This window comes from Paenibacillus endophyticus (assembly GCF_014192395.1).
In the GTDB taxonomy this organism is placed as follows: domain Bacteria; phylum Bacillota; class Bacilli; order Paenibacillales; family Paenibacillaceae; genus Pristimantibacillus; species Pristimantibacillus endophyticus.
On the sequence record NZ_JACHXW010000020.1, the window covers coordinates 1 to 19,154 of the forward strand.

Annotated in this window: 15 protein-coding genes; 7 read left to right on the forward strand and 8 right to left on the reverse strand. The window is 50.1% G+C overall.

Annotated features, from left to right (window positions below; translation table 11 throughout):
* Positions 1-186: 186 nt before the first annotated feature.
* Entirely contained in the window at positions 187-2,256 is a 2,070-nt protein-coding gene (locus FHS16_RS24585) for a beta-galactosidase (RefSeq protein ID WP_281379181.1), read from the reverse strand.
* Between the two features lie 136 nt (positions 2,257-2,392).
* Here FHS16_RS24585 and FHS16_RS24590 point away from each other — a divergent pair, with 136 nt between their 5' ends.
* The 5 genes from FHS16_RS24590 (at position 2,393) to FHS16_RS24610 (ending at position 6,871) form a co-directional block, all read left to right on the forward strand.
* Entirely contained in the window at positions 2,393-3,226 is an 834-nt protein-coding gene (locus FHS16_RS24590; RefSeq protein WP_183569150.1) for an AraC family transcriptional regulator, read from the forward strand.
* Between the two features lie 228 nt (positions 3,227-3,454).
* Positions 3,455-4,642, forward strand: coding sequence for a M20 family metallopeptidase (locus tag FHS16_RS24595; RefSeq protein WP_183569152.1), 1,188 nt, complete (start codon positions 3,455-3,457; stop codon positions 4,640-4,642).
* A gap of 27 nt (positions 4,643-4,669) precedes the next feature.
* On the forward strand, positions 4,670-5,428 hold the full coding sequence (locus FHS16_RS24600; protein ID WP_183569154.1) for a threonine/serine exporter family protein: 759 nt from the start codon (positions 4,670-4,672) through the stop codon (positions 5,426-5,428).
* A 24-nt stretch (positions 5,429-5,452) separates the two neighbouring features.
* Positions 5,453-5,890, forward strand: a complete 438-nt coding sequence (locus FHS16_RS24605) for a threonine/serine exporter family protein (protein WP_183569157.1) — start codon at positions 5,453-5,455, stop codon at positions 5,888-5,890.
* A gap of 30 nt (positions 5,891-5,920) precedes the next feature.
* Positions 5,921-6,871, forward strand: coding sequence for a phosphotransferase (locus FHS16_RS24610; RefSeq protein ID WP_183569159.1), 951 nt, complete (start codon positions 5,921-5,923; stop codon positions 6,869-6,871).
* Between the two features lie 157 nt (positions 6,872-7,028).
* Here FHS16_RS24610 and FHS16_RS24615 read toward each other — a convergent pair whose 3' ends face one another.
* Positions 7,029-7,883: a lipoate--protein ligase family protein gene (locus FHS16_RS24615; RefSeq protein ID WP_183569161.1), complete on the reverse strand. Its 855-nt coding sequence runs from the start codon at positions 7,881-7,883 to the stop codon at positions 7,029-7,031.
* A gap of 201 nt (positions 7,884-8,084) precedes the next feature.
* Between FHS16_RS24615 and FHS16_RS24620 the strand changes: the two genes are divergently transcribed.
* On the forward strand, positions 8,085-8,951 hold the full coding sequence (locus FHS16_RS24620) for an AraC family transcriptional regulator (protein WP_183569163.1): 867 nt from the start codon (positions 8,085-8,087) through the stop codon (positions 8,949-8,951).
* Between the two features lie 25 nt (positions 8,952-8,976).
* Here FHS16_RS24620 and FHS16_RS24625 read toward each other — a convergent pair whose 3' ends face one another.
* The 3 genes from FHS16_RS24625 to FHS16_RS24635 form a co-directional block, all read right to left on the reverse strand.
* Complete coding sequence (locus FHS16_RS24625; RefSeq protein WP_183569165.1) at positions 8,977-9,699, reverse strand: response regulator transcription factor; 723 nt, start codon at positions 9,697-9,699, stop codon at positions 8,977-8,979.
* A gap of 108 nt (positions 9,700-9,807) precedes the next feature.
* On the reverse strand, positions 9,808-11,583 hold the full coding sequence (gene pnpS, locus FHS16_RS24630; protein WP_183569167.1) for a two-component system histidine kinase PnpS: 1,776 nt from the start codon (positions 11,581-11,583) through the stop codon (positions 9,808-9,810).
* 72 nt (positions 11,584-11,655) lie between these two features.
* Positions 11,656-12,636, reverse strand: a complete 981-nt coding sequence (locus tag FHS16_RS24635; RefSeq protein WP_246431944.1) for a bile acid:sodium symporter family protein — start codon at positions 12,634-12,636, stop codon at positions 11,656-11,658.
* Between the two features lie 111 nt (positions 12,637-12,747).
* On the opposite strand from FHS16_RS24635, the gene FHS16_RS24640 reads away from it, so the two are divergent.
* Entirely contained in the window at positions 12,748-13,890 is a 1,143-nt protein-coding gene (locus tag FHS16_RS24640) for a YfbR-like 5'-deoxynucleotidase (RefSeq protein WP_183569169.1), read from the forward strand.
* A gap of 164 nt (positions 13,891-14,054) precedes the next feature.
* Here FHS16_RS24640 and FHS16_RS24645 read toward each other — a convergent pair whose 3' ends face one another.
* The 3 genes from FHS16_RS24645 to FHS16_RS24655 are packed head-to-tail and all read right to left on the reverse strand — an operon-like array spanning position 14,055 to position 19,152.
* Positions 14,055-15,671, reverse strand: a complete 1,617-nt coding sequence (locus FHS16_RS24645; RefSeq protein ID WP_183569170.1) for a glycoside hydrolase family 3 protein — start codon at positions 15,669-15,671, stop codon at positions 14,055-14,057.
* 38 nt (positions 15,672-15,709) lie between these two features.
* Entirely contained in the window at positions 15,710-17,344 is a 1,635-nt protein-coding gene (locus FHS16_RS24650) for a response regulator transcription factor (protein WP_183569172.1), read from the reverse strand.
* Entirely contained in the window at positions 17,341-19,152 is a 1,812-nt protein-coding gene (locus tag FHS16_RS24655) for a cache domain-containing sensor histidine kinase (protein WP_183569174.1), read from the reverse strand. The genes FHS16_RS24650 and FHS16_RS24655 overlap by 4 nt, the downstream gene beginning before the upstream one ends.
* Positions 19,153-19,154: the final 2 nt, after the last annotated feature.

Below are 19,154 nucleotides of genomic sequence, written 5' to 3' on the forward strand. Positions count from 1 at the left end.
GAAATGATATACTTTCCTATATTTCAAGCGTAAACGGCTGAAGCCGTCCTCTGGCGGCTAAGCTTACGTTTCGCGTAGAAATATAGAGAAAGTTGTCGAAATGATATACTTTCCTATATTTTCAAAAAAGGCTGTGCGCACTGTACAGAAACCTGTACGGTACACACAGCCTTTTTCTTTTAATAGTTAATTTGAACTGCGCTTCAAGATACGGACGCTGTAAGCATCAAGCGCCACACGCTCGCCGGCAGCATCGCCAGTAAGCAAATCGGAATAGCTGCGGCTGTCCAGATTGACAGACACGGCATCCGCGCTGAAATTAGAGACGAATACATAATCATTCTGACCGTCAGTCCGCAATTGCGCGGTAACGCCATCCGGCAAGTCCGTTTCAAGCACGCGTTTAATTCCCTCTTGCTCCACGATTTTCGTGATCAAATCATTCGTGAAGGCGGCCTCATTGCGAGAAGCAATATAGTAAGCCTTACCCGCTCCTAGACGATTAACTGTCAAGGCCGGACGTCCAGCGTAGAAATCCTCGCCGTATACCGCAAGCGCTTCTGCTCCCTCCAGATGAATAAGATCGCATAGTTCCTTAGCCGTATATTCACCGCTTAGTCCAAGAGCATTATTTTCATTCAGCACCACTCGGTTCGAGTCATGGTCATGCAAGGAATCAATCTCCTCGGACCAAATGCCAAGCGTTTTGCGGAGCGGTCCTGGAAAACCCGTTAGGAAGCAGAGGTCGTTCTCATCAACGATACCGCTCCAATAGGTAGCGATCAAGATGCCGCCATTCTCAACGAAGCGCTCGATGCGTTCGCCAACGCCTTTACGAACCATATACAGCATAGGCGCAACTAGCACTTTATAGTTATCAAAGCTGCATTCGGAATCGATAATATCGACAGGAACGCCCAAATCCCAGAACGGACGATAATGACGCTTCGCCGTTTCCTCGTAGTGCAGCCCTCCGTTGCGCGGACCCTGAGAATCCTTCACAGCCCAGCGATTCTCCCAGTCGTAAATGAGTGCAACCTCCGGCTTCACTGTCGTCCCGACAACCTCATTCAGCTTCTCAAGCGTCGCGCCGAGCTCGGCAACGTCGCGGAATACGCGCGTATGCTCATGGCCGACATGGTCGACGACCGCGCCGTGAAGCTTCTCGCTCGAGCCCCTGCTCTTGCGCCACTGGAAATATTGAACCGTATCCGAGCCATGCGCCACCGCTTGAAGCGAGGACAGCATATGCATCCCTGGACGCTTCACCTTGCTTACCGGCTGCCAGTTCGTCATGCTTGGCGTGCTTTCCATCAGCATGAACGGCTTGCCGCCGCCTAGTGAGCGGAACACGTCATGGTTGAAGCCGATCCAAGCTGCCAGCTCACTTTCGTCGCCGCCATTGTCATGCCAAGTCGGATAGGCATCCCAAGAGATCATATCGAGCAGATCGGTAAATTTCCAATAGTTCAATGGTTCGAAATCGAGCATAAAATTCGTCGTAATCGGCAGCTCGCTGTTCGCCGCGCGCAGCGGCTCGATTTCATTTCGGCAGAAATCAACCGTTTGGTCCGTTACGAATCTTCTCCAGTCGACGTTCTGTGCATGAACAGCCTTCTCTCCGCGTTCTGTTGGAGACTCAATTTGGCCGAAGTCTGAATACGTATGACTCCAGAATGTCGTCCACCAAGCATCGTTAAGCGCGTCTATCGTTTCGTATTTATTTTTGAGCCAGCCGCGGAATGCGTCCTCGCAAAAATTGCAATGGCATTCGCCGCTGTATTCATTGGATATATGCCAGCCAATCACCGCAGGGTGATCCGAATAACGCTCGGCAAGCTTCGTATTCATGATGGTGACCTTCTCACGGTATACTGGTGAGCTGAAGCAGTGGTTGTGGCGTGCGCCGTGCAAATTGCGAATGCCATTCGGAGCTACGCGCAGCACCTCTGGGTATTTCTGTGACATCCATATCGGACGCGCACCGCTTGGCGTAGCCAGCAATGCATAAATGCCGTTAGCAGCGAATGTATCCAGCAGCGAATCGAGCCATTCAAATGTGAATACGCCTTCCTCAGGCTCAATCGCCATCCATGCGAAGATCCCTACGGACATCACATTGCAGTGCGCCAGCTTCATGAGGCGGATATCTTCCGCCAGCACCTCAGGGTGTTTCTGCCATTGATCCGGGTTATAGTCTGCACCATGCAGCATTTGCGGAATTTTTGAACTAATCGGCGGGAATTTCAAAGTCATTTCAGCGACCTCCAGTTTCATCTTGATTGCAGCGCTTATTGGATATACTATAATGATATTCATATTATAACTTGTTCATATAAGTAACTATATAACAGTATTTTCGCATCACTTTAAAAATATGAAACAGGAGGTTATGAACATCGACACGATGGTTTTTCCCATTTTGACCGAGACAGACACCATGCTTCCCGTTTATTTGACAAGTATCGGGCATTGGAGCAACCAAGAGTCGATTGATCGGCCCAACGGTTATCCGCATTTTCAATGGCTTCAGGTCATTAGCGGCGCAGGAGAGCTGCAAGTAGGCGATCAACGGATGACGGTTCGCGCCGGGCAGGGATTCTGCTTATTCCCGAACGAACAGCATCAGTATTTCTCGATTCAAGAGCCATGGGATGTCATATGGATGAGCTTCCGCGGCGATTTATCCGACAAGTTGTTCCGGCAGGCCGGCATCACGCAATCTGGTGTTTATTCAACCGCAGATCATGATATGATTGTTACCCATATGAAAAATATTTACGCCATGACGCAATCCGGACGCTCTTTCCTTGGGCTTGAATGCTCAAAGCTGGTTTATATGTTTTTACTCGATTTGATGAAGGTTATTCTAGTAAGCTCCAATTCCGTGGAGCAGAATTATTTGAAGCTTCAACCTGTTCTGCAATACATTGAGGCACACTATAGTGAGCTCATTACGATAAAGGATTTGGCAGGCTGCATGGGAGTGACGCCTCAATATTTATGTCTGCTGTTCAAAAAATCGCTGAAAATGCGCCCGATGGAGTATGTCAACCGAGAGCGCGTCAATCGGAGCAAAGAGCTCATGTTCCGCGAAAGCGAAATCAAGATGCATGAAATCGCGCATCGCGTCGGCTTTGATTCTCCCAGCTATTTCAGCTCCGTATTTCGGCGGCTGGAGGGTTTAAGTCCTGAACAATTCAAAAAGATACACGGCATGCGCTAGCTGCAGGCCCACTTTACAAGCAAGGACGTTTCGTAAGAACGCATTCGTTCTTACAGACATTCGACTTGGCTGCTTTTGATGCCGTAAGCACATAGATGTCCTTACAGCCACTCGCCTTCGCTTGTGCACACGCCCCTTCCATATCTACACGTGAAACATAAATAATTGCTTCAATAAAACTTCAATAAAACGGTTGCTTTAACTTACTTAAGGAGGTTTAAGATCAACATGACAGACAAAAAACTAATATGTGATGAGATAGATCATAACGCGGAGGCATTCCGCTCGATCTCAAGATCAGTCGGCAGCCGGCCAGAGCTAGGCCACGAGGAATTTTTTGCAGCCGAACTGTTGACTACCGAGCTTACCCAATACGGTTTCGAGGTGGAACGCGGCATTTTAGATATCGAAACGTCTTTCATCGCGGTATTTGATACCGCTAAGCCAGGCCCTACCGTCGGTTTCTTATGCGAATATGACGCGCTGCCGGAAATTGGGCACGCCTGCGGCCATCATCTTATCTGTGCAATGAGCCTTGCTGCAGGGGTAGGATTGAAAGCCGCACTGCTTCGCAGCGGACTAGGCGGTAAAATCAGGATCTACGGCACGCCTGCCGAAGAAACACGTGGCGCCAAAGTCCCAATGGCAGCAGCCGGATTATTCGACGACTGTGATTTTGCGCTGATGGCGCATCCCTACCATACTTTTGAGCAGTCGGGTGAATCGCTAGCGATGGATGCCATTCAATTCGAGTTCGCAGGCCTTGCGGCACACGCGGCTGCCAGTCCAGAGGAGGGCATTAATGCACTGGATGCGGTGCTTCAGCTGTTCAACAGCATTAACGCGCTCCGACAGCAGACACGAAGTGACGCTCGCATCCACGGCATAATCGACAATGGCGGCAAAGCGCCGAATATTATTCCCGATTATGCCTCCGCCAAATTTTATGTGCGATCCGCCACTCGCGCTTATACGGATGAATTGACGGCCAAGGTGCTGCGCTGCGCAGAAGGAGCTGCTTTGCAAGCGGGCTGCACGCTTGCAACCAACACATTCGAGTTCTCCTATGATGAGCTGTTAACGAATGATGCCTTGTCGAAGCAGTTCAATGCCAATCTAATGGAAGCAGGCATACGCCAGGAACAAATCGAGATTGGCAAAGACCATGGTTCGCTTGATCTCGGCAACGTCTCGGTGCGCTGCCCTGCGATACATCCATACGTCAAGGTCGTTCAGGATCGGCTGCTGCTTCATACCGAAGCTTTCCGCGATGCCGCAATGACCGAATACGCGCTCGACAGCATGCTCTTTGGCGCCAAAATGCTAGCTGCCACCGCATATGACGTTTTTGCCGATCCATCTCTGCTGGCGCGCATTCGTGCGGAATTCGAGAACCAAACCGTGCGCAGCAACTAAAAAGCAAGCTTAAGGAGGCTGGCCTGATTGAGCCAAAGCATCGTCAACAGTCACGAGATTACCCAAATATGTTTATTGGCGGGCAAAATCATTTTGCAAAACGGGGGCGAAACCTACCGCGTCGAGGATACGATGGTGCGGATCGCTGCCGCTTACGGCATTGACAATTCGCACAGCTTCGTGACGCCAACCGGCATCATTTTTGCCATCGACGGCTCCTCCCAAATGACGAAGCTGATTCGTATTAACGAGCGTTCGACCAATCTGCTCAAAGTGTCCCTTGTCAACGATATTTCCAGAAAAATAAGCACAGGCAAGCTGGCGGCTGGCGAAGCGCATCGATTGCTGCAAGAAATTGATTCTAACGCATTCGTCTACCCGTCCTGGCTGAAAATCGTAGCGGCCGCAATCGCCAGCGGATGCTTTCTCATTATGTTCCAAGGGAGCTGGCCCGATGCATTGCCAGTCATGCTGACCAGCGGAATAGGCTTTGCTTTTTTCCTTCAGCTTCATCGCATGGTTCCGATCAAGTTTTTCGCTGAATTTATTACCGCACTTTTAATCGGTACCTTGTCCGTATTTTTTGTACATAAAGGCTTCGGAATGGATTTGGACAAAATCATAATCGGCTCAGTCATGCCGTTAGTGCCCGGCTTGCATATAACGGCAGCCGTTCGCGATTTAATGGCCGGCCATCTCGTATCCGGACTGTCGAAGGGCGCTGAAGCGTTTCTCACCGCATTTGCGATCGGAGCAGGCATTGCTGCCGTGCTATCTTTTTACTAAATCGAATGATGGAGGTACACCACCATGATGATGCTTGAACAGCTTGTTACAAGCTTCATAGCTACTGCTGCCTTTGGACTCATCTTCAACGTCCCGAAGCGGACTTTGCTGCACTGCGGCGCCGTCGGCATGATCGGCTGGCTCATCTACGTTTCTTGTACGCAGCTGAATATGGATGCCATCCCCTCCACCCTAATTGCCGCTTTTATCGTAACCGTCATCAGCCAGCTGTTCGCCAAGCTCTATAAAACCCCTATCATCGTTTTCAGCGTATCGGGAATCATCCCGCTCGTACCTGGGGGACTGGCGTATGATGCCATGCGCAACGTGGTTGAAGACAATTACGACATCGCAGTACAGCTTGCCGTTAAAGCGTTTATGATCTCGGGAGCTATCGCGATCGGGCTTGTGTTCTCGGAGGTTATTAATCAAATTATTAGGAAATCGGAACGAAAACATTAGTTTAGAACAAGGGAGAGAAGGCGGGAAGTCATGCATGCGATTATAAAAGCTGACGGGAGTCTGGACGAAACTCTCCTAATTGGAAGAGAACCCATCTATCGAGGAATGAATGGAAATACCGTTGAGCGTATTTTCATAAATGAAACTGAGGATTCACTGATTTTCAAACCTGTGACGAGCCGCGCACAAGCTCAGGCTGAAGCATGGGTGAATGCGCATATTTTATCCGCTTTTCCGCCTATTTACCCGAGGCTCGTTGCATGCTCTGCGGCGAACGCAACGAAAACACATTGGATTCTTTTTGAAGATTTAGGTCCATTATCGCATCACTTCGAGGAATCTGCTGCGATGGAGGTGCTAACCTATATGGCCCAGTGGCAAAACCATGATATCAGCCATCTGAATGGGCTATCAAGGCAAGGTCCTAAGCCAACTGCGGCTGCGATGAAACGCGAAATACATCATCTTATTGAAGACGCAGATGCTGAGCAAACGTGGCCCAGCATTCCAGCGCCGCTTCCCTACCGAATTCTATCACTGCTTGATGGCGAGTGCTTCGAGAGCGAAGAGCTGGTCCTATCGCACGGCGACCTCCATCTCGGCAACTATGCCCGAGTGAGCGATCAGGTTAAAGTGCTGGACTGGGAGCATGCGCATTTCAACCATCGGTATTGGGACTTGTATCATGTGATCGATTTATCCCATCCCGTATTCCCCAAGCAAATGACAGCGGACATGCGCGAGCGTCTGCTGGCTCATTACCTTGCTGCCCAAAACGATATAGGCGTTTCCCTTGGTGCTTCTCGCTTCAAGCATCGCTATTACTTGTATGCTTCCCTGCTGTCGTTATGGATGCTCCAGCTAATCGCCAAAGATCTCCGCGCAGATAAAGGCATTTGGCCGCTCGACCAGCTTCGCCAGCAGCTGCATGAAACGACCGACAATCTGATGCAATGCGCTGAATATTTGGGCATAAGCTAAGACACTCACTCTACTATCATCTGCTAAAATATTTCACTTCAATGTCATCTGTGACAATGATTCACATCATTCACATCAAGATCATCAGTTAGATTGCTTCCATTCGATATCATCGACTTAGCTAATGCGCTTCACTGATATTTCACAACCAATCATTTCATTGCAACCCTTCAATCGCATACCGCGAACGCAGCATTCCCGCCATTTCCCGTACCTGCTCCTTCGTCGGAAGCACCAGCCTCTCCTCGGCAGCCTGTATTCCCTCTGCCGTTTGCTGCGAGACGATACACTGTTTAATCGCATCAACAAAAGCTTGTCCAGCACCTGTCCCCAGCCCCGTCAATTGTTCCAGGCTCGCGGTACTGCCTGCCATGACCTCGGGGTAATCATCCGAATCGGCTCCACTTGCTGCCTGATCGTAGAAGGATCTTACGAATTGTGCACGTTCTTCGCCGGAGCCTTCCGCTACGACGAACGCTTGCACGATATAAGCATGAGTCTGCCGCCGCTGGGCGATTCCACAAAACTTAAAGCCGTTAATGCTAAGATCGAATTCCCCTGGGCAGTATGCACCCGCGATTTCCCCCTTGTCCACCCTGCAGCCCGTCCTCTGAAGCGCCGCTCCAATCAGTCCGTACATCCTCTCGAAATCCTCATGGAAATGAAACGAATCAACGGATGGCTTCGGCATGATCAAGGATAGATTAATGACACCTGGATCAAGAGGTACAGCTGCGCCGCCTGAATTACGGACCGCAGTCGACCAGCCTTCCTCCTGAAGCATGCGCCCCACTTCGGCAGCCCGCGGCAGCCTGCTGTCGCGCAAGCCCATCACGAAGCCTTTCGGATGTCGCCATATATGGAGAATCGATGGACCTCCCTTACCCGCTGTTCGGCAAAGAAGCTCATCCAAAGCAAAAGCGTACAGCACGTCAGGCTCACCCAGCTCCTTAGTCCGATCGAGCAGCAATATGTTGTCTAGACCCAGCATATCTAGCGGTTTTTGTTCCATATGTCTTTTTCCAGCCCTCTCTAGTCAAGCGCTCCGTGCATTTGCCATTATTCTTATTTTAACGAATAATGAACGCTTGCGCATCTACTCTCAAAAAATCAGACAGCATTCGATCAATAATGTCGCCTCCTTATTGCCAAGGGCGAACGCTTTCAATACAATAAGGGTATTGTCATGCAGCGTCTAGGGGGAAGCACCAACATGGAAGCAATCAATGAAAAGGTAGCATACGAGAACCCATTGCTGTCGCTGCGAATTTTTCAAACGATGCGCGATCTGGATGGATTTACAAATTGGCATTTCCATAAGCAGCTGGAGCTGCTGCTTATTCTCGAAGGCGATCTGGACGTATATATCGACGAGGAATGCTATCACTTGACCAGCGGTGACGTGATGATTATCGGAGCCTCAGAGCTTCACCGCGACCGCAGCCACAGCCTGCTTGATTACATTGTGCTGCAGTTCGACCTCGAGCCCTTTTTTGATCAAAGCACTATCCCGTATATGCGCTTTTTCTCAGAAACCCAATTGCCTCTGAGCAAAGCTAATTATATTTTCCAGGAGAATCGTGCCGTCAAGGAGCAGACCGCTTCGTATATTCAGCAAATGTTAAACGAAGCTGACCGGAAAGAAACCGGCTACGAGCTGGCTGTCAGTGTGCTGATTAAGCAAATATTGCTTATTCTGCTGCGCCATGACAACCGCAAGGTGCTCATCGAGCAGGACAATTTCGACCGCATTCGTCTGAAGCCCGTGCTCGATTACATCGAGAACCATTTGACGGACCGTATTCAAGTAGATGAGGTTTGCAAAATCGCCAATATGAGCTACTACTATTTCGTCAAATATTTCAAGAAAACGATCGGGCTCTCATTTACCGAATATGTGAATTATCGAAAAGTGAAATGGGCAGAGCGGATCCTGCTGACCAAGGATTTGAGTATATCGGAGGTAGGCGAGCGGATCGGCATGCCGAATATGGCCCATTTCTACAAAATGTTCAAGAAATACAACGACTGCTCGCCGAAGCAGTTCCAACGAAAAATGCTCGTGTGGAATAAGCAATAGCAGACATAGAAAAAGCTCGTCTGCCCTATAATTTCGGGGTAACGAGCTTTTTGGGCATCACGAGCTTATAACCTACGCCACGGATCGATTCGATTTGTACGGATTGCTGGCCAAGCTCAAGCTTCTTCCGCAAGGAGCTGACATGAACGTCTACTGTACGCTGCCCTCCGATATAATCGAAGCCCCATACCACATTCATCAGGTCGTCCCGCGTAATAACCATGCCCGGGCGCTGCACCAGATAAAGCAAAACCTCGAATTCCTTCGGCCTTAGCGGAATCGTCTCACCGCCTAGAATAACCTCGTATTTCTCTGGATAAATAGATAATTCCCCAGCCGTAATGACCTTTTCCGTTGATTCAATCGGCTTGCTGTCGTCAAGCTGCGTCCTGCGAAGCACCGCAGATACCCGGGCAAGCAGCTCAGCAACGCCAAACGGCTTCGTAATGTAGTCGTCCGCCCCATGCTTCAGGCCTTGCACAACTTCCTCTTCCGCATTGCGTGCTGTCAAAATAATAACAGGCGTTCTAACGCCGTTCTGACGAAGTCGGTTCAGAATTTCAAAACCATTCATGCCTGGAAGCATAATGTCTAGAATGACTAAATCGAAATTACGCTGCAAAGCGGTTTGCAAGCCTTCCCCGCCATGATCAATAACGGTCGTTTCATAGCCCTCTTGGGTCAAATTGTACGACAAAAGCCTAGCTAATGTCGGTTCATCTTCTATTACGAGCACTTTATGCGACATGTTACCTCCAGCTTGGCGTATGGCAGTGCCATAGGCACCGCCTCCGCATATTTAAACCTTTTACACTTAGTTTATCATGGTTTCATGAAGAATAGGTAAATCTTTTTTCTATTGCAGGACTGGCAGCTCAATTGTAAAAGTAGAACCGACACCCACTGCGCTAGTTACGGAGATCGTTCCTTTATGCAGCTCGACCAAATGCTTAACGATCGATAAGCCAAGCCCCGTGCCGCCTGAACTGCGGGAGCGGGCTTTATCTACACGGTAGAACCGTTCGAATATGCGCGGCAAATCCTTCTTCGGAATGCCAATTCCGGAATCGCTGATTTGAATGCGGATATAGTCATCGCCAATACCTTCCACCATCATTGCAACTCTACCGCCCTCAGGGGTGTAGTTAATGCCATTGGAGAGCAAATTCATAATGATCTGCCTGAGGCGGTCCTCATCCGCTTCCACGTACAAGCCTGGCTCAACGTTCACGCTCAGCTCAATCCGTTTGCGTGCAGCCTCCGACTCGAGGAGCGTAATCGACTTGTCAACAAACGTATCGACCTCTACAGGAGAGAATACGAGCGGAACCCGCCGGGATTCGATTTTGGAGAGTTCCAAAATGTCGCCGATCAAGCGGTTAAGCCTGTCGCTCTCGTCATAGATAATTTGCAGGAAAGACCGCGCCGTTTCCTCATCATTCACCGCACCGCCGAGCAGCGTCTCTGCAAAGCCTTTTACAGCGGTTATCGGCGTCTTCAGCTCATGGGATACGTTCGCAACGAATTCACTCCGCATCCGCTCCAGCCTGCGAATCGCCGAGACGTCCTGCAGGACGAGAAGCACGCCGGAGAATTCATTGCCTTCTGGATGAATCGGCACTAAATTCAGCTCAAGCAGCCGCTCCTCCGGGAAGTAGAACGTAATCTCCTCGCGCAGATGCTCCTTGCTCTTCAGTCCCTCTTGAATCATTTGGGATAGCTCATACTGCTGCTTCGCCTCAGCGTAATGCCGCCCGACGAGCTCGCGTGCGGAGAATCCGAGCACTTCCTCGGCGCGTCTGTTCATCAGCACGATTTTCCCGCTGCGGTCAATCATCACGATTCCGTTGATCATGTTGTCGAGCACGCTCTCCAACTGATTCTCATTCTGCTGAATTCTTGTCATCTGAACCTGCAAGCTATCTGCCATCGCATTAATAGCGTTGCCAAGCTCGCCAATTTCATCCTGCTTCGTCACTTTTACTCTTGCTTTGTAATCCATATTTTTTATCCGCTTGGCTACTCTTGTAATCTGCTCAAGCGGGCGAGTCAAGCTAAGCGCAAGGCGATAGCTGATTAGAGCGGCAATGAGAAACAACACAAGCAAGCCTGCGAACAAAAGTAACGTTAGTTGATTGATGCTCTCGTCTACCTCTTTCAAGCTCATCGCCAGCCTAATGACATCCGGCGCTTGATTCGGAACGACTTTTACCGGAATGGCTACGTACATCATATTTTGCTTAATCGTATCGCTTGCCCGAATCGCCCTGCCCGTTCCTGCGTTCAGCGCTTCCTTGACCTCGGTCCGGTCCAAGTGATTATCCATATCCGCCGGATCGCCATCTGAATCGCCCAGCACGGCCCCGTCATTGCGTATAAAAGTAACCCTTGCTCCCGTATAACGCTTAAGCTCCTTCGCTTCCTTCGAGTAATAATCATGTAGCTGCGACAGCTCGCCGGATTTCCACTCCATTTTGGCCGAAATGATCTGCATCTCGCGCACCATATTGTCTTCCAGCGCATTAATGTGATTTTCTTTGAATGTTTTGACCATGAATAACCCTGCTGCTATGACCGATAAGGCAATCATCGCGATCATAATGAGCGTCAGCCTGGTTCGAAAGCTGTTCATCCGGTTCACTCCCTACGTTTATTCAAGCACGGAACGCTTTCGCTGTCTGCTGCTTACCCTAACATACAACGTTTATCGTACATGGGTCGCCGCGCTTTCGCCACCCTTGCCTTTGTTAAGTTTTTGTAAAACATAATGATGGAGCGTAGCGAGCGGCTGCTGGATAAGAATCGATAAAACGACTGGCACCGCAGCCAGCGGGCTGAAATAGCCAAGCGCGAGTACGATGCCGAGCGAGATATTGCGCATTCCCGTTGCGTAGGAAACCGTTATCTGCTGTTCGTCATTACGCAGCGAGGCCGTTCCGATATATCCAAAGGCGTAGCATAAACCGACAAGCAATATAACCAAAGGCACAAGCACCGCCATATCCTGCTTCAGCTTATCCAAATGCGGTGCGATCGCCGACGCGTTCAAGGAAACGACCGCAACGAAGCATAGCTTCGAGAGCGGCGACGTGTAAGGCGCAACGGCATGCTGAATCCGCCCGCGGCTGAACTGGTTGAGCGCGACGCCTATAATAGTAGGAAGCACAATAATAACGAGCAAGTCCAGCACAATCGGTCCAGCTTCCACCTCTACGGCCGATTTGAAAAAGAGCTGAATGCCAGCGGGCACAACAAGAGGACTAAGCGCCGAATCCAGCACAACCATCGCCAGCATAAGCGGAACGCTGCCTCCCGACATGCCGACCCAAAGCACGGTGGAGACACCAATCGGTATAATCGTAAACAGTACGAGTCCAACCACATACGGAGAGTCAGCTCCGAAAGCCAATATGCCAAGTCCATATGCCACTAAAGGCGAGAGCACATGCGCAATGAGGAAGGTCAGCGCCATGATGCCGGGACGCTTCATGACTACCCGCAATTGGCCTAAGCCGCAGCCGATCGCCATCGTTAGCGTAACGTAAGCAAATAGATATGGAACGAAAGGAATAAAGGACTGAAGCTGATCAGCAAAAATAAAACCAAGCACCAAGGAGCCCGGAATAATAATAAACATCCACTTTTCAAAATGACGATTAAAAGCCAAACCGAACTCACGCATCATTCATCCCTCGTTTACCTCGTCTAGTCGATTTTGTACATAAGCTATATAATAGCATAGTCAACCCGCACTTGAACGGAAACTCTTGAACTTCACGCGCGAAGGAGCCGATAGATGAAGAACGGAAAATTCACCAATACAATTATTCGCATGCAATATGTGCCAAGGTGGAGCGAGCATGCGCCTCGTTTCGAGGACAATGCATCCGCCCATAGCTTTAGATGCGCCGCTTTATCCATTATGATCGGGATTATCGAGGAGAAAGTATGCAGCAACCCGCTCGATAAGCTCAAGCTGCTCGGCAGATGCCTTTGGGGCGATTTGAACAACACGGGCACCGGCTCCATCAAGCATGTGACCAAAAAGGAATCGCTTGTCATGAATCATATTCGCAGCTTCGAGCAGGAGCTAAGCAAGGAAATCGTTTCCTATTTGTCCAAATCGTTGCAGGAACAGGCATTCGACTTTATCGTAAACGCGCAGGATGATACGTACATCGGCCGTCTGGTCGATGCCATCGATACGCTGGATGCCTACCTGTTTTGCCACCGGGAATCCCGTTACGATTCCAATCCATTCTTTCATGCCAAGTACAAGGAGCTGGAGCAGACGCTTGCGGATACAGGCCTCGCTTCCGTAATTTGGCTGCTGGAGGAATACAAAAAACAAGCTGGCCTCTATGATTTTATTCAATATATCGTTGCGCTTGATACCGTTCAGAGATGGAATGGCAGCTACAACCTCGTACCGGATAATGATGCGACGCACTCGTTCCGGGTCGCTTCGCTCGCCTTGTTCAATGGACTGCTTGAGCGGGAGCGCTTCGGCAATAAAAGCATTGATTTGTACAAGCTGCTGGCCAAAGCCACCCTGCATGACTTGCCTGAGGCGCTGTCTGGCGATGTCGTCTCGAATTTCAAGCATAACAATCCGGATATTAAGCTTGCATTCGAGCAATATGAGAAAGAAACCGCATTGTTCATGATCAATAAGCTGCCCGAGCTGTTTCATGCGGACATGCTCGAATTTATCGCGCACAGCAAATCGGATGACTATGTCGGTGAAATGGTCGATATCGCAGACAAGCTGGATGCCTTGATCAAAGCGAGCCTGGAGATGCGCAACAATCCTCACTATGCAGACACTTACTACAATCAATTGTTAAAAGTCCAGCATCGGTACGAGAATCCCTGCGTCATTTTTTTTCTTGCCTACACGCTGCATGACCTCACCTACTCCAATTTAATTGGACAATAGCGACAATGGCCTTTCTGCAAGTATGTCTGATCGCCCAGAGCCAAATCACGCAGCCCGTGTGCTTAAAAAAATATAGAAGCACAAAAAAAGCAGATTGCCGAGTTTCCTCGACAGTCTGCTTTTCACAATCACATCCACCATCCTTGCACGAAAAACGGCTTCTGCTAGCGACTGCCTTCCGCGCTCCAACCGAACGGATAAGCCGCCGATATTTCCAAGGGCAGCTTCCCCTTCGGCACGAGATCGCCGAGCAGTGCCTTGGCTGCGGCGGCAAGCGCCAAAGGCCTGCACTCGTAAACGGCCATGTACCCTTTTACTTGAGGGTACAGCAATAGATCAAGCGGATTCCTTACCGATACCGCTACTGTACGCTCGGGCGCCAAGCGCACAGCCTCGCGCGCGATTTCGCGCTCCACCTGGTGCTTGGATGCGTCGTAGGTTACAACAACGATTTGGCTGAACTGTTCCAAATCAGCTAATGGATTCGGTTCGTTCATAAGGCGCTCAACGACGTTCGCGCCAAGCTCTTGCAGAAAGTATCCGAGTGAACCATCGCCTGACAGCATCTCATCCGCAACGGAAACGGGTACAATCTCAGGCCAAAGCACCAGCGTGCTTTCACCTCTGCTTAATGGCAGCAGTCCGTCGTCATTCTTCACCAAAGTCACCGATGCCTCGCTCCATTTACTCGCTACCGCTTTATTCGCTTCTGTACCGATTATGGATTCAACCTGTGACCAAGGCTGCAGGGCTTCATCAAGCTTCCGTTTTTCTTTCAGCGTCATCACCCTGTCAAGCGCTTCATTGATACGAGACTCTTCGAGCTCCCCGCTCTCTACCGCCGCAGCAACGGCTTCCAGAGCCGACCGCTGCTTCTCGAAGGTGTGGCTAATGAGCACCATATCCGCACCAGCTTGCAGTGCCTTGATCGCGCCTTGCTCCGGACCATACGTTTTGTCAATGGCATCCATCTCTAAGCAATCTGTCACGACAACCCCGTTATAGCCCAGCTCTGTGCGAAGCAGGCCGGTCAAGATCGGCTTGGACAACGTAGAAGGTACGCCGGTAGCATCAAGCGCAGGCAAGCATACATGAGCGGTCATGATACAATCCGTTCCCGCTTCAATGGCGGCTCTGAACGGCTTCAGCTCAATCGCTTCCAAGCGCTCGCGGCCATGCTGCAGAATAGGCAGCGCATGATGCGAATCAACCGCCGTATCGCCATGTCCTGGGAAATGCTTAACCGTTGCGGCTACTCCTGCTGCTTGATACCCCGCTACCGCAGCGGCTCCGAGCTCTGCAACGACAGACGAGCGATCGCTATAGGAACGGACATTAATAACCGGATTGTCAGGATTGTTGTTAACATCAATGCATGGCGCGTAATTCATTGTGATGCCGAGCTGACGGAGCTCCTCTCCGCAGACTCGCGCCGTTTCCATCGCTCCTTCAGCAAGCCCTGCCGCTCCTAGCGCCATATTGCCCGGCATGAGCGTCACTCCTTCAACCAACCGCGCCACCATGCCGCCCTCTTGGTCGATTGCGATGAACAATGGCGGATTGCCAGCCTGCTTCGCAATGCTTTGAAGCTCTGTGCTTAGCCGATGAACCTGCTGCGCATCCTTCACGTTGCGGGTGAAATAAATCGTGCCGCCAATGCCATTTGCTTCGATCAGCTGTTTGATCGGCTCTGATGGCTCAAAGCCATGAAACCCGAATACAAACAATTGCCCGATTTTCTTCTTCAAACTCCAGCTTTGCCATTCTTGTCCGCTCGTCACTATTTCCCCATCCTCTCGTTTTTCGAAACGCAAGCCGGCTATTCGTTCAATGTTGCATGTTCAGGAGCACCGCCCTGCCTTCTGCTTCGATAGTCAGTCGGGTTCTCTCCCGTATATTTCATGAACACCTTAGTAAAATATCGCCGCTCCGCATACCCGACTTCCTTGGCTATTTGGGCTATGCTCTTGGCCGTTTCCCCCAGCATCGCCTTCGCTCGCTCCATTCGTTGACGCGTAACATATTCAATGAACGTTTCTCCGAATGTTTGCTTAAACAATAAGCTGAAATACGATGTGCTCAGCCCGACATGCGTCGCTGTCTCCTCTACGCTTAAATCACGATATAGATTGCGATCCAGAAACGCTTTCGCCTCCGACATTGAAATCTCGGATTGTTTTTTCTTATCCATCGACTTTTCCGATACGGCATTCGTAACCTGACGGATGACCGACAGCAAATCCTTAACGCCAAATCGCCGGTCCAATCTTCGCCACAGCATATCTTCCTGCTCGCGCGAGAAGATCCCCATTTCCTTCATCTCACGCATCAGGTGGAGCACAAAGAAATGCAGCAGCGGCTTGACGCGATTAAGCGAAGGCTCATTCATGCGCTGCAACAGCGTCGTGATGCCCTGCAACTCGTTGTCTACGCCGATAGAATCACCGCGCTTGACTGCTCCGATCATTTTCTCGGCGGTATCCCAGAATGCTTGATCGGCTTGCGATGATTTCTGCTGCTCGGATGGATACACCGCAATGCTATCGTGCTCCGGCGTTAGCTGCATCCCTTGCTGCACCAGCTTATAGGCTTGCGACAAATCAGCCACGGCAGCAAATTCCCGGAATATCCCCGCAAACAAAGATAGCTTTACATGGTTTTTGATGGCGGACATCAGCATTTCTGCCCAGCCTTTTATTGCTGATAGGTCAAAGGCAGCTTCCTTATCCGTTTCAATAAGCACGCACCATTCGCCATCGCGAATTTGAATGACTGCATGATGCAGTCCGTTCTGCTGCAGTCGTTCACGAAGTACGTTGCAGACGGCGAAGTTCCATAGCTTTCTTTCCTTATCCGACCAGTCCCGCCAATCCTTCGTCGACTCTGAGCTAACATCCAGATCGAGCACGATTAAGACGAACTGCTGCTGCTTCAGCTGCTGTTCGTCTCCGGTCAGCAGCCAATTGTCTGCAGTCACATCCGTATAATCCATAATAATATCGTATAAAATTTTCTCGCTGGCCAGATCTATCATGCGGCCGAGCTTCTGCTTCTCTTCCTGCAGCTGCTTCTGTTTGTTCCGCTGACTGGACATTACACGTGCGATAACGCCGGTAAGCTCATCATACGGGATGGGCTTCAGCACATAATCATTGACTCCGAATTGAATGGCTGTGCGCGTATAAGCAAAGTCCTGATAACCCGAGAGCATAATAATATCGCACGGCATCGCCTTATCCCGGATATGCCGCACGAGCTCCAACCCGTCCATTACCGGCATACGGATATCGCATAGCAATAAATCAAAGGAATGCTGCTCCATAAGCTCCAATGCTTCCATGCCGTTTTTTGCCGTCCCGCCGACAGTTAGGCCAAGCATTTCCCAGGGAATAACCTTTTCTAGATTTCTCGTTATATGTGCTTCATCGTCGACTAAGAGCACTTTACCTGTCATAGCTGATCACCTCTGCTCTTCGGAATTACACAGCGAATAACGGTACCGCTGCCCTCTTGGCTGCATATCCACAAGCCAAAAGCAGGGCCGTAATGAATGCGCAAGCGATCGGCAACATTGCGAAGGCCAAGTCCTCTGCGCTCGCCAATCTCAGCGGCATTTGTCGGGCCGTTTGTCGAGCCTTGCTCTGCCGCGAGCTTCTTGAGCACATTTGCGCTCATGCCAAGCCCGTTATCACGGACCATAATGACTATTTGATAAGGCTCGGTCAACACATCGATCACAATTTTGCCTTGACCATCCTCATAACCGTCAAAACCGTGCTGAATGCTGTTTTCCACCAATGGCTGCAGCGTAAGCTTAAGAATGGAGAAATCCAAGGCATCTGCCGGCACATTCAGCTCATAGGAGAACAGCTCCTCGAAACGATACTTCTGAATTTCCAAATAGCTGCGTACATGCTCAATCTCTTGATTAATCCTGATTTCTTCCGAATGATGCATGCTCGTACGAAGCAGATTGCTTAGCCTGCGCACCATCAGCATGATTTTGGCGCCTTCATTCTGAGCGGCAAGCGCGTTGATCGACTCCAAGGTATTAAAAAGGAAATGGGGCTTGATCTGCGCCTGCATCAGCATCATCTCGGCATGCTGCTTGCGCGCTTGCTCCCGCCTTACCTCGCTGAGAAGGTTGCCGATCCGTTCAACCATGCTGTTGAAGCTATTGGCGAGAAGCACCGTTTCGTCCTTGCCTTGTGCGGTCACTCGGATATCAAGCAAGCCTTGCTCGACAAGCCTCATCTTGCGCACCACTTTAATAATCGATTTGGCTACACGGTTAACGAAGAAGACGTTAAATAGAACCGCAGACAATAAGCCCAGCACCGTTATCATGCCAATCCATTGCACGAATCTGACATTCTCGTTCGTCAGCGAGTTCCAAGGCTTAACGGAGACCAGAATCCATTCGTTGCGATCCAATTGGTAAGAGGACACCAGGCTGTCCACGCCTTCGAACTTTACCCTGGAGCTATTGTAGTTACTCGTCTGCTGCGGCAGAGAGTCAGTCTGTTCATTGATATTCCGGCCATCGAATTCGCTCTTGCTGTCAAGCATGATGAGCCCCGACTTATTAACGATCAAATATCTGGTTTCGGCGGCATCCGCCTGTGGATTCTGAAACGCTTTGAGCATCGCCGAAACTTCTTCCGTTTTGTACTGCGTAATCATGACGCCTAAATCATTGAACGTCTCGATATCCTTCACCACGCGCATCTGCGTGAACAGCGGCGGATCAACGCCTGTCAGCTCCCTTTGCTCATACGGGCCAATCCAAAGCGGTCGCCCCCCAAGTTTTATCACTCGATCATACGTCGAATGGGCTTTCAGCATGTCGAAGGAAATCGGCTTGAACGTTGTTGGATCGTTGCGGTAAGAGCGAAACATCGTACCGTCCTTCGCATAGAGAACCACGAAGCTGACGGCTGGATGCTGAAACAAGATTCTTTTCATTTCTTTTTCGGCTTGGTTAATCGCAATGAGTGTACTGGCGTCATTCGATGTGTAAGTGCTGTATTTCAGCGTATCCTGAACCTCAGAGCTTGTAAGATTGCCATCGGAGAGCTGATCCAGCTCGCGGAAGAAATAGCGGATGTTCCCTCCAACCGCCCTGAGCGAAATTTCCGTTTGCTCGCTATATTTTTTCTCAAGCAGCGTCTCTGAATTAAGGAAGGAGAAGATGCCGAGGCCAATCATTGGGATCACGATCAGGCATATGAAAGCAAGCATCAATTTCGGTCTCAGGTTCATCT

What these genes read in the sequence shown, in the direction of transcription:
- FHS16_RS24585 (WP_281379181.1), bottom strand. Translation starts at nt 2,256, where the DNA reads ATGACTTTGAAATTCCCGCCGATTAGTTCAAAAATTCCGCAAATGCTG.
- FHS16_RS24590 (WP_183569150.1), top strand. Translation starts at nt 2,393, where the DNA reads ATGAACATCGACACGATGGTTTTTCCCATTTTGACCGAGACAGACACC.
- FHS16_RS24595 (WP_183569152.1), top strand. Translation starts at nt 3,455, where the DNA reads ATGACAGACAAAAAACTAATATGTGATGAGATAGATCATAACGCGGAG.
- FHS16_RS24605 (WP_183569157.1), top strand. Translation starts at nt 5,453, where the DNA reads ATGATGATGCTTGAACAGCTTGTTACAAGCTTCATAGCTACTGCTGCC.
- FHS16_RS24610 (WP_183569159.1), top strand. Translation starts at nt 5,921, where the DNA reads ATGCATGCGATTATAAAAGCTGACGGGAGTCTGGACGAAACTCTCCTA.
- FHS16_RS24615 (WP_183569161.1), bottom strand. Translation starts at nt 7,883, where the DNA reads ATGGAACAAAAACCGCTAGATATGCTGGGTCTAGACAACATATTGCTG.
- FHS16_RS24620 (WP_183569163.1), top strand. Translation starts at nt 8,085, where the DNA reads ATGGAAGCAATCAATGAAAAGGTAGCATACGAGAACCCATTGCTGTCG.
- FHS16_RS24625 (WP_183569165.1), bottom strand. Translation starts at nt 9,699, where the DNA reads ATGTCGCATAAAGTGCTCGTAATAGAAGATGAACCGACATTAGCTAGG.
- pnpS (WP_183569167.1), bottom strand. Translation starts at nt 11,583, where the DNA reads ATGAACAGCTTTCGAACCAGGCTGACGCTCATTATGATCGCGATGATT.
- FHS16_RS24635 (WP_246431944.1), bottom strand. Translation starts at nt 12,636, where the DNA reads ATGATGCGTGAGTTCGGTTTGGCTTTTAATCGTCATTTTGAAAAGTGG.
- FHS16_RS24640 (WP_183569169.1), top strand. Translation starts at nt 12,748, where the DNA reads ATGAAGAACGGAAAATTCACCAATACAATTATTCGCATGCAATATGTG.
- FHS16_RS24650 (WP_183569172.1), bottom strand. Translation starts at nt 17,344, where the DNA reads ATGACAGGTAAAGTGCTCTTAGTCGACGATGAAGCACATATAACGAGA.
- FHS16_RS24655 (WP_183569174.1), bottom strand. Translation starts at nt 19,152, where the DNA reads ATGAACCTGAGACCGAAATTGATGCTTGCTTTCATATGCCTGATCGTG.